Raw genomic sequence first — 11,561 nt, forward strand, 5'->3', positions numbered from 1 at the left:
TTGGCACAGCCTTTCTTCTCGTTGTGTACTGAAAAGAGGGAGTGCAACGATCATGTCGAATTATCTTTTACTAAGAAATTCACAATTTGCTTTAACGTACCGCTCTCCATGGGTGCTGAATACGAATTCGTCGTCATGAGACTGAATGATGACATGTTCGCCTATCAGTTCACCTTGCAAAAAGACAGAGATGGGTTGTTGAAATACTCTCATTCGTTCGAAGTCTGAAGGCTCTATGAGTTGACGTTGTTTGGGCATGGGTTATCTCCTTTGTTAGGCTGCAAATAAGCAGAAAATTTCCTTGAATTGAAATGGGGTAGTATGAATTGATCTTTGTGAAATTTCAAGTTATTACGGATACGCACGTTCAAGGTTCTCCAACCGAAACATATTCCAGAAACTTCAATTCTGCCTTACAAGATATTAGCACAACTGTATCGGATAGCGACGGCATTATGCACATTGGTGATATCACAGACAGCGGCGCACTTGCCGAGTATAACACATTTTCGTCCATATGGAATTTACACAAAGACAGTTTACCGCCAATGCATGTTACCGTAGGCAATCATGATGTCAGATGGGCAGATTTTAATCAGCGACTAAGTCGTTTCACGGCAATTACAGGTGTGAGTAAGCCGTATTATGATTTATGGATTAAGGGGTATCATTTTATTTTCCTAGGAACAGAAAAGGGCTTGAAGGATTCTTCTTATTTATCAGAAACACAACTAAAATGGCTGGATGAAAAGCTTTCAGAAAATGAAGCTAGAGATAAGCCAATATTTATTTTCCATCACCAGCCTTTGAAAAATACAGTAGCCGGTGCTAATGTTGCCAATAATAAAGATTTTAATTGGTATGGGGTGAGGCAGGACAGGGAATTGAAAACCATACTCTCTAAACACCCGCAGTCCATCTTGTTTAGCGGGCATACACATTGGGAGCTAGGGTCCAAAGATACCATGTACAATGCCAAGTATGCGACGATGTTCAACTGTGCTTCTGCAGGATACTTATGGACGGATAACGATATCGGCAAAGCCGGTTCGCAGGGCTTCTTTGTTGAAGTATACAATGATAAGGTGCTTGTAAAAGGAAGAGATTTTCTGGCTAAATCTTGGATTCCTGATGCCCAGTATGTCGTAGCGCTCCCTGCGCAAATTCCAGTTGTCGATAAGGCCGTTGACCCGGATCTGGACCTAGGCAATCCGACCATGCAGCTCGATAAGAAGGTCTATCAAGTAGAGGAACCCATTCAGGTTACCTATACAGGTTCAGTGGGCGCTGATGCTTTTGGGATATTTGCAAGAGGAACGGTACCTAGTGAGACAAGTCTCATAACGCCAATAGCGAGTATAAATACCAATACAGTCTGCCAGCCAGATGGTGTAATTAGGTTCAATTTACGATTAGCTCCTGGATGTTATGAAATGATTTATTTGGGAGAAACGATGAATACGGAGCTTACGCGCGAGGCTTTTGAGGTTGTTAGCACCCAGCAGGATGTGGATCAGGGTGCGGCATTTAAATCTGAAATGGTAGAAATCGTACAAACGGGAAGTCAACAACGGAGTAGTGATTCTGCAACCCAGTCACTATAATAAATATATTATTCTTGTTAATAGGCGAAGCCAGCAGATTGCTGGCTTTTTTTATTCGTATATTCCGTTAATAATGATAGAGAACAATATGAACAGGGGGAGCATGCATGACAGGCCGTTTTTTTCGAATTCCTTTCAATTCCATTCGTTTCAAGCTGATCGTAGGTGTGGTGCTAATTACAGTACCGTTAAGCTTGCTGCTCATTTATACCAACTATTATGCGATTGGCGTTGTTCGGAGCCAAGTCGCTGATTCCAACAAAAAAATGATGTCGTTGTATATGGGACAAATCGATGAGCAATTACGGTTCGCAGAATCGTATCTAATGGGCTTGACGATCGCCGAAGCCGACTTTACCGGCATTGAGAACAAAGTTTCAGAGAGTGATCGCTACTTCGCATTAAGAAGACTATCTAACCGGATTACCGAAAATATGTTGAATTTCAAATCGGTGGACGGCTTTTTTATTTATTCGGCTCCTAATCAATATTACATGAATGCCTTCCGGGAAGTTACGAGTTATGCGGAACGCGAATCGGTCAGAAACTTTATAGAGGATGAAACTGGGAAGGCAACGCCGAATTTACCGATTAATCGTTGGTACGTGCAGGAAATTGGAGAAAAATATTATTTGTTGCGTACGATCAAGGTTAGCAATACGTATGTGGGTACCTGGATTTTATTCGACAATTTAATGATGCCGCTAAATCTTATCGGACTAGGAGATAAAGGAGCAGCCTTATTTACGACAAATGATGGCGTGCCTTTGGTGAATGCGGAAATTGTTAAGAATAACCGGCTAGATGTCAATAAAAATCTGCAACATTATTATTTAACCGGAGACGATCATCGTTATTTGGTAGTCGGTGATAAATCGGCTGTGGGGAATTTCAATCTGATTGCCCTCATACCGGATGAGCAAATACTGAAAAATCTTCCGATCCTCCGAAACATTGTTAATTTCATTCTCGTCGGAGTTCTCATCCTGTTGCCCGTCTGTTTACTGCTTCTCCGAAAAACGGTACTCCTTCCGATCAATCGTCTGCTTTCAGCGATGAAACGAATTAAGGACGGCAATTTGGATATGCGGATTCAATCCTTTCGGACATCGGATGAATTTCAACTTGTGTATGAAACCTTTAATAATATGATGTCACAAATTCAAGAATTGCGGATTCATGTCTATGAAGAGCAGATGAACAAGCAAAAGGCGGAGCTCCAGCATCTGCAACTGCAAATCAATCCGCACTTTTATTTGAATTCGCTTAATATTATGCACACGCTCGCGCGCGCCAAAAATTATGCGCTGATTGAAGAGATGGCGCTATGTTTGGTTGGTTATTTCCGCTATATGTTCCGAAGTAATTTGACCTTTGTCTCTGTACAAGAAGAATTACAGCACGTTCGCAATTATTTGCGTATTCAGGAGCTGCGTTTCCCGAATCATTTAAGGTGTACGATTCAGGTTCCTGACTATTTGCTACGTACCCCGATCCCGCCGCTTGTCGTACAAACTTTTGTGGAAAATGCGATCAAGCATGCGGTAACGATGGACGAACTGGTTCTGTTGACGATTGATATGGAACTTGACGATGCGGCTGCAGCCCCCACTCTCCAAATAACGATACAAGATACGGGGCCTGGTTTTCCCGAGGACGTGCTGGAGGAAATTCGCAGTGGAACCCAGATGACGAGTGCACAAGGTGAACATATCGGCATTTGGAATGTTCAACAAAGGTTGCTGCTGTTGTACCAGAGCCGATCTGACATTTCATTTGCCAACGTGGCTTCTGGAGGTGCTGTCATTATCATTACACTGCCACTTATGCCGGATATGGCGAAAGGAGAACGATTATGATGCAAATGCTCATTGTAGATGATGAAATTTTATTCGTGGAAGGACTCAAATCAGATTTGCGCTGGGAGATGTTTGGGGTCTCAACCGTCCACACGGCTTATAATATTAGGCAAGCGAAGGAGATTTTTGAGACTCATCCCATCGATATGATGCTTTGTGACATTGAAATGCCGCAAGGCAGCGGCCTAGAACTCTTGATATGGGTACGGGAGCATTATCCAAAAACGGAATCGATATTTTTAACTTGTCATGCTGATTTTAAATTTGCGCAGCAAGCCATTCAGCTTGGCTGTTTTGATTATTTATTGAAACCAGTAGCGCTTGTTCAGCTGGAAGAGGTGATTGTGAAAGCAGGGGCCAAGATCAATAAAGAGAGCGAACTTCAGCAATACAGCCGTTACGGCCAATTCTGGGTCCAGCACCAGCCGATCCTAATTGAACGATTTTGGCTTGATATTTTGCATGAAACCATACCGTCAAACCTTGAAGCTATTCGAGCGTCTGCTGAGGATCGCAATATCCCTTTTTCCGAGGAAATGAGGTTTTTGCCTATTCTGATCAGCATACAACGTTATCATAAAGAGTTGAGTTTGCGAGATGAGAAGATTCTGGAATATGCCATTCAAAACAGCGCCGAAGAAATGATCGTTGAACAAAAAGAGAAGGGACAAGTACTGTTGCTGGGCAGCCAAAATCTGCTTGCAATCGTGTCCTGGGATCAAGAAGCTGAACCTGAGATGGAGCGATTGAAACAAAAGTGTGAAGCCTTCATCTCGTCCTGCAGACAGTTTTTCTATTGTGATATCTCCTGCTACATCGGGAATAAGGCGTACGTTCATGAACTGCCATCGATGGTTCACGAGCTGTCTCATCGCGAGAAAAGCAATGTTGCCTATAACAATACGGTTTTCATGCTATCTGAAAAAAAGCAATCCTCCAAACACGTTTCAATGCCGGATCTGCCTGTATGGTCGGTCATGTTGAAGGAGGGTTCAATGACGAAGGTTCTTTCGGAGGCTGAGCGATATTTGGAGAGCATGATGCAGACAGGAGAACTGGATGCGAGGGTGCTGCATCAATTTCACCACGATTTCCTGCAAATGCTGTATCACGTCATTATGCTGAAAGGCATTCAGGCACGAGAGCTGTTAAGCGATGCCGTTTCGATTGAGCTTGCACCACGTGCTACACGTTCTGTAACAGATACGATGGCATGGATCAAGCACATCATGGAAAGATCACTTCAATACGTGAATACGGTTGAACAAACGCAGTCGGTAGCGGAGCGTGTTAAAAGTCACATTGCTCTTCACTTGAATGAACAGGAACTCTCACGCGAGGAAATTGCTAATTATGTCTATTTGAATCCGGATTATTTGGATCGCATCTTTAAGAAAGAAACCGGTATATCCGTCACTGAATATTTGGTTCAGGAGCGTATGGGAATGGCCAAGGAGCTGTTGTCAAAAAGCGGCATGTCGATCAGCAGCATCGCCGCGCATGTTGGGTACTCGAATCTTGCGCATTTCTCCAAACGATTCAAAAGTGTGACAGGGATGAACCCGAATGATTATCGACAGCAGCATGGTCGGAATGGTACAAACGGAAAGTCGAAAACGGAGTAGTGACCGTTGTGCTGGGTACTTATAATGAAAATTGTATCGGAGAACAACAAATAAAAGGAGATAACCATGAAGAAAAGATTGAGTTTCTTAAGTTCAATTGTTGCATTGACGGTTATTGTTTCGGGTTGCGGTTCCGAGAATGGTGGAGCAAGCTCCAAGAAGCAGGACGAAAAGAAGTCCGAAGCGCCATATGAGCTTACAGTGGCATTCCCAGTTAAAGGTGCAATTCCGAAAGACATGCAGTTGGTGAATGACGAAATTAACAAAATTGCCAAAGAGAAAATCAACGCCACCGTGAAACTGCTGCCCATCAGCTACAGTGCATATGTAAATCAAATGAACTTGATGATGACCGGCGGTGAAAAGCTCGATTTAATGGTGGAGTGGGGAGCGTTTTACTCCAGCTATATTGCCAAAGGACAATTGCTTGCGCTTGATGATTTGCTAAATAAGTATGGCAAAGATGTTTCAGAATCGTTAGGGCCCGTTTTTCTGAATGCTCCGAAAGTGAAGGGTAAAATTTACGGCGTGCCGACTATTCGTGATTTAGCGCAAGATTACGGCTTTATCATGAGAAAAGATTTGGTGACCAAATACAACATAGATTTGAGTCAAGTGAAGAAATTGGACGATCTTGAAAGTGTATTAAAGACACTCAAAGACAAAGAGCCGAGCATTGCTCCTATGACGAATAAGGGGACTACCTCCATATATGGTACGTTTAGCACTAGAGATTCTTTGGGCGATGATTTAGGCGTGCTTCTGGATAATGGTCAAGGCGAGTTGAAAGTCGTCAACTGGTACGAGACTCCCGAATACGCCAACATGGTGAAACTCATGCGAAAATGGAACCAAGCGGGATACATGCTTAAAGATGTTGTGACTAATAAAGAAAGTGAAAACATCATTATTAAAGCAGGTAAAGCAGTTGGGAATCTTACGCATATGAAACCGGGTTTTGCTGAACAGCAGTCGAAAATAATTGGAACTGAAATGACCGCGGTCAAACTTGCGCCATCAGCAGCCAACACAAGTACAGTTAATAGTGTGATGTGGGGAATTTCCCAAGGTTCCAAAAACCCCGAGAAAGCTATGCAATTCCTTAATCTGATGTACGCTAGCAAAGATATTGTTAACTTATTCTCTTGGGGTATCGAAGGCAAGCATTATGTCAAAAAGCAGGATGGTTTGATCAGCTACCCTGCAGGAGTGGATGAGAATAATACAGGTTTTGCTTTGAACCAAGGGTTTATGTTCGGCAATTCGTTCCTTGCGGATGTTTGGGAAGGTAATGACAAAAATATATGGCAGGAAACGAAGAAATTTAACGAGAGTGCAACCAGATCGAAAGCGCTTGGGTTTACGTATGACAATACGCCGGTGAAGACAGAGGTTGCTGCGGTTACTAATGTCGTGAGCCAGTATCGTTTGGGACTAGAGGACGGTGCCTTCGATCCAGATAAAGAACTGCCTAAGTTCATTTCGGAGTTGAAAGCTGCCGGAATCGATAAAATTATTGCCGAAAAGCAAAAACAGTTGGATGTGTGGGCCAAAGAAAATAACGTGAAATAAGCGTAATATTGGAGAAATTTAGGAGGATAAGATGGAAACTGCCTACAAGCAAAGAATAGAGGAAATAGAGCGCAGAACAAACTTGCGTAATTTAGGTGGATATCGCACAAAAGATGGAAGGATAATCAAGCACAATCTACTGTTTCGTTCCGCAGAACTGGCGGAAATGAACGAAGAGGATATTGCTTACTTGCAAGAAAACGGTTTGCGTTATGTTTGCGATTTCCGTTCGGAAGGTGAACAAGAGGCAAAGCCGAACCCAGTCGTCGCTGGTGCGCAGAACATTCATATTTCCGTTCTGGGTGGCGTTGTCAATCCACAGGAAATGATTGCCGTGATTAAAAACATGGACATAGCCGAGTTCAAGGGAGATTGGCTGGAAAACGTTTATGTACAGTTTGTCTCTGATCCAGTCGCTCAGGCTGCTTATCGTCGATTTTTTGATCTGGTGCTGCAGGCAGAAGGCAGTCCGCTGCTCTGGCACTGTGCAGCAGGTAAAGACCGAACGGGATTTGCTGGAGCCATTTTGCTTCTTGCATTAGAAGTGCCGATGGAAACCGTCATGGAAGATTTCTTGAGAAGCAATAATAACCGGAAAGAAGCGATTGAGCACATGCTTAGCTCGATTCAAGAGAAGCTGGGAGATGACAAGAAGCTTGCAAAGGTTAGGGAAATGATGGCTGTAAAGCAGGAATACTTGACTACGGCGCTAAATGAAATCCAAAAGAACTATGGGACCATGGAAAGTTATATGGAAGAAGTGCTTGGCTTGACGACTGAGGCGCGCGCGAAATTGAAAAGCTTTTATTTAGAGTAAAGGTGATATTGCCAAATAAGTCATAAGAGATGAGGAACGATACATGGTTGATTTGCAGGCAAAACCTTTTCATTTGGACGATGAGGGGATGGAGTGGGTCAAGGATACTTTGGCCGCCATGGATCTTACTGCCAAGGTAGGACAGCTGTTTTGCCCGATCGGATTCACCGATGACAAGGAGCAGCTAGCGAAGCTGACGCAAAAGATGAGGATTGGCGGCATCCTGTATCGACCTGGTCCCGGGGAGAAAGTTCAGGAGATGCATCGCTTTTTGCAGGATACATCGGAAATTCCGCTGCTTATTGCGGCCAATCTGGAAGCAGGGGGCAACGGCTCCGCTGTGGACGGTACTTTTTTCGGCAAGCAATTACAAGTTGCAGCTACGGACAATGCGGAAATGGCCCGCAGGCTTGGTGTCATTGCAGCGCGGGAAGGCAGCGCAGTAGGCGCAAACTGGGCGTTCGCGCCAGTTGTGGATATCGACTTCAACTTCCGCAATCCAATCACCAATGTAAGAACGTTTGGTTCTGATCCAGAGCGTGTTGCTCGCATGAGCAAAGCTTATACAACTGCGGTTCAGGAGCTTGGCATGGCTGTATCGATTAAGCATTTCCCAGGTGACGGCGTGGATGAACGCGATCAGCATTTGGTAACGTCGATCAACTCGTTATCGGTTGAGGAGTGGGACGCTACGTTCGGCAGCGTGTATCAAGATTGTATTGACGCCGGAGCCTTGAGTGTAATGGTCGGACATATCGCTCAGCCTGCGTATAGCAGGCAGCTTCGTCCAGAGCTCAAAGATTCGGACATTATGCCTGCGACTTTGGCGCCGGAGCTGCTGAACGATCTGCTGCGAGGAAAACTCGGATTCAATGGACTTATTACGACGGATGCTACGCCTATGGCCGGATTTATGATGGCGATGAAACGTGAGACAGCCGTTCCGGCTTCGATCGCAGCCGGCTGCGACATGTTCTTGTTTAATAAAAGCGTAGAGGAAGATTTTTCCTTTATGTTGAAAGGGATCGAGCAAGGCATCCTGTCCTTAGAACGCGTGGATGAAGCGGTGACACGCATTCTTGGTGTTAAAGCGTCGCTTGGCCTGCATAAGAAGAAGCGGGATGGGACACTTGTGCCGGGCAAAGAAGCTTTGCCCGTACTGAAATGCGACGAACATCTGAGATGGGCTAAGGAATGTGCGGATCAATCCGTTACGCTTGTGAAGGACACGCAGCGATTGCTGCCCATCAGTCCAGAGCGTCACAAGCGTATTCTTCTGTTCTCTCTTGGTGGCGAGGATGGCTTGTTCAAATCAACGAACATTGCGCCTTACATTATCTCCAAACTGGAAGCGGAGGGCTTCGAGATCACCATTTTTGACCCGAAAAACGTCGATTTCAGAACGATGTTTGCAGGGGTGAAGGCGATGCGTGATCAGCATGATGCTGCTATCTACTTCTCCAATATAGAGACACATAGCAACCAAACCGTTGTCCGGATTAACTGGGCACCTCCTTTTGGTCTTGATATGCCTTGGTTCATTCAGGAGCTGCCAACGATGTTTATCTCCGTGGCTAATCCGTACCATCTGCTGGATGTACCGCGCATACCGACATTTATTAATGCGTATTCAGCCACCGAGCATGTCGTTGATGCGATTATCGAGAAGCTGTTGGGACGTTCTTCTTTTAAGGGGACTAACCCAGTAGACCCATTCTGCGGCTATTGGGATACACGTCTGTGAGCATACGGGGAAATTCTAACATGCCGATACTTGCTGTCATTTTTGATTTGGACGGTGTGCTTGTACATACAGATCAGTATCACTACAAAGCGTGGAAGCGAATGGCAGACGAAGAAGGCCTAGGATTCGATGAGTCTGCGGGCGACAGACTACGTGGTGTTAGCCGGATGGAGAGCTTGGATATTATCCTTGAGAAGAGCGGCAGAACGTATACAAGCGTGGAAAAAGAGGCTCTCGCCGAGCGAAAGAACGGCTACTACCGCGAACTGCTTGACCGTTTGACTCCTGCCGATGCGGCACCTGGTTCTCGTGATATCCTTGCTGTCTGCAAGCAGCAGGGAATTAAAGTGGCGATCGGATCATCCAGCCGGAATACACCGGTCATACTGGAACGTCTTGGCCTTAAGCACCTGTTTGAAGCGGTTGCGGATGGTAATGAGATCGTCAACAGTAAGCCGGATCCTGAAGTATTTCTACTCGCAGCGCAGAAGCTTGCGATTGATCCTGAATATTGTATTGTCGTTGAAGACGCTGAGGCTGGCCTTATCGCTGCAAAGCGTGCCGGCATGAAGACAGCTGCCATTGGAATTGTAATAAACAGCTCAGCAGCTGCTGACTATCGGCTTCATCGTTTAGAAGAACTGACAGCTGTACTTAAGGGTTAAATAAAGATGAAAAGAAGGAGCAGACGGCCAATGTCATTAAGTTAAGGCGCAGGGTTAAAATCAAAAAAAGAGCAGGTTATCTGAAAAGATAGCCCGCTCTTTTTTTGCATGAAAAAGAAAAAAAGAACTTGACAAGCAGTTGAAAGTGTGTGGCGAAGCCCCTTGAAAAACGAGGAGGTTACGCCAATGAATGAGTACGCGAATTCGCTAAAAGAAACGCTGACATCTCTCATACGAGAAATGTCAGCGCTACCCGCACCATATGTCAAAAACCCCGAAAGAGATTTTACCCGAAAGAAAAAGCTGCCCTTTGAAACGGTTATGCAACTCCTGATCTCGATGGGCGGTAACAGCATCTATAAGGAACTCTTGGAGTCGCAGGGCTATGATGTAAACACCGCAACCACTTCTGCTTTTGTTCAGCAGAGGAATAAAATCCTGCCGTCTGCTGTGGAATTCCTGTTTCACGAATTTACTCAATCGCATACGGATATCAAAGACTACCACGGGTATCGATTACTTGCGATTGACGGTTCGGATTTACATATCGCAACGGACCCTGCCAACACGGACACCTATTTTCAAAGTCAACCGAACACGAAAGGCTACAACCTTTTGCATTTGAACGCAGCCTATGACCTCTGCAACAGACTTTACGTGGATGCCATTGTTCAGCCGCGAAGATTGAGTAGCGAGGGAAGAGCACTTGCAGCTATGGTTGATCGTTCCCCCATCAAAGGTAAAATCATTGTTATTTCCGATCGAGGCTATGAAAGTTACAACAATTTCGCGCATATTGAGCGCAAAGGATGGAACTACGTCATACGGGTAAAGGATTTGGATTCCAATGGTATTCTTTCGGGCTTGCGTTTGCCCTCTAGCGGTTCGTTTGATATTGAAGTTCATCTGACACTCACAAAAAAACAAACCAAAGAGGTCAAGGCTCATCCCGAGATTTACAAGTTCATCCCTTCCAAGTCAACATTTGATTTTTTGGATTTGCATGAAAACTTGTATTACCCGATTTCCTTTCGGGTTGTTCGTTTCGTCCTGCCAAGTGGCGCCTATGAAACTGTCATCACGAATCTTTCTGCCGCAGATTTCCCACCCGATGAACTGGAGTCCATTTATAACATGCGATGGGGCATTGAAACCTCTTTCAGAGCGTTGAAATACACCGTCGGATTGACGAGTTTTCACGCAAAGAAACAAGAGTCCATCATCCAAGAGATTTTCGCAAGAATGATCATGTACAATTTCGCTGAAATGATGACCTCACACGTCGTCATTTCCCAAATGGATAAACGGCACCACTACCAAGTCAACTTCACGGTTGCCGTTCACGTTTGTAGATATTTCCTGCGTTCAAAAGATGATGAACCCCCGCCCGATGTTGAAGCGTTGATTCACAAAAACATTTTGCCGATTCGACCCATCCGCCCAGGACAGCAGAATACGCGCAAAATCCGCTATAAATCAGCTGTTAGCTTCGTCTACAGAGTAGCATAAATCGTTTAACAAGACCATTTTTTTAGCGGATATTCCATCCGTTTGTTTGCTGTGCGCTTTTTTCCTTGTTTGCATAAAAAACAAACGGCACAGGGATTTTTCCCATGCCGTTTTCGGATTCATCTTTATTCCGTATTTTGTCTTTGAACTTATCTTAATGACATTG

10 protein-coding genes are annotated in these 11,561 nt (G+C 44.7%); 9 read left to right on the forward strand and 1 reads right to left on the reverse strand.

Annotation, left to right across the window (positions count from 1 at the left end):
- The 9 genes from BC351_RS41565 to BC351_RS13255 all read left to right on the forward strand — a co-directional run bounded on the left by BC351_RS41565 (position 1) and on the right by BC351_RS13255 (position 11,395).
- Positions 1-228 carry a hypothetical protein gene (locus BC351_RS41565; RefSeq protein WP_144028375.1) on the forward strand — a complete coding sequence of 76 codons (228 nt, stop codon included), beginning with the start codon at positions 1-3 and terminating at the stop codon, positions 226-228.
- Between the two features lie 107 nt (positions 229-335).
- On the forward strand, positions 336-1,604 hold the full coding sequence (locus BC351_RS44105) for a metallophosphoesterase family protein (RefSeq protein ID WP_341865988.1): 1,269 nt from the start codon (positions 336-338) through the stop codon (positions 1,602-1,604).
- 107 nt (positions 1,605-1,711) lie between these two features.
- Positions 1,712-3,463, forward strand: coding sequence for a sensor histidine kinase (locus BC351_RS13225; protein WP_079412674.1), 1,752 nt, complete (start codon positions 1,712-1,714; stop codon positions 3,461-3,463).
- Positions 3,460-5,088 carry a response regulator gene (locus tag BC351_RS13230; RefSeq protein WP_079412676.1) on the forward strand — a complete coding sequence of 543 codons (1,629 nt, stop codon included), beginning with the start codon at positions 3,460-3,462 and terminating at the stop codon, positions 5,086-5,088. Before BC351_RS13225 ends, BC351_RS13230 begins: the two co-directional genes overlap by 4 nt.
- Positions 5,089-5,154: 66 nt before the next feature.
- Positions 5,155-6,660, forward strand: coding sequence for an ABC transporter substrate-binding protein (locus BC351_RS13235; RefSeq protein ID WP_079412678.1), 1,506 nt, complete (start codon positions 5,155-5,157; stop codon positions 6,658-6,660).
- Positions 6,661-6,691: 31 nt separating this feature from the next.
- Positions 6,692-7,477 carry a tyrosine-protein phosphatase gene (locus tag BC351_RS13240; RefSeq protein ID WP_079412680.1) on the forward strand — a complete coding sequence of 262 codons (786 nt, stop codon included), beginning with the start codon at positions 6,692-6,694 and terminating at the stop codon, positions 7,475-7,477.
- Positions 7,478-7,520: 43 nt separating this feature from the next.
- The gene (locus tag BC351_RS13245; RefSeq protein WP_079412682.1) at positions 7,521-9,221 is read left to right on the forward strand and encodes a glycoside hydrolase family 3 protein; all 1,701 of its coding nucleotides are present in this window, start codon (positions 7,521-7,523) and stop codon (positions 9,219-9,221) included.
- A gap of 20 nt (positions 9,222-9,241) precedes the next feature.
- Positions 9,242-9,886 carry a beta-phosphoglucomutase gene (pgmB, locus tag BC351_RS13250; RefSeq protein ID WP_079412684.1) on the forward strand — a complete coding sequence of 215 codons (645 nt, stop codon included), beginning with the start codon at positions 9,242-9,244 and terminating at the stop codon, positions 9,884-9,886.
- Positions 9,887-10,072: 186 nt separating this feature from the next.
- Positions 10,073-11,395, forward strand: coding sequence for an IS4 family transposase (locus tag BC351_RS13255; protein ID WP_079412048.1), 1,323 nt, complete (start codon positions 10,073-10,075; stop codon positions 11,393-11,395).
- Here BC351_RS13255 and BC351_RS42885 read toward each other — a convergent pair.
- The coding region (locus tag BC351_RS42885; protein WP_208629714.1) for a hypothetical protein at positions 11,363-11,561 on the reverse strand (199 nt) is incomplete at its 5' end. The genes BC351_RS13255 and BC351_RS42885 overlap by 33 nt on opposite strands.

This window comes from Paenibacillus ferrarius, from assembly GCF_002027705.1.
In the GTDB taxonomy this organism is placed as follows: Bacteria; Bacillota; Bacilli; order Paenibacillales; family NBRC-103111; genus Paenibacillus_E; species Paenibacillus_E ferrarius.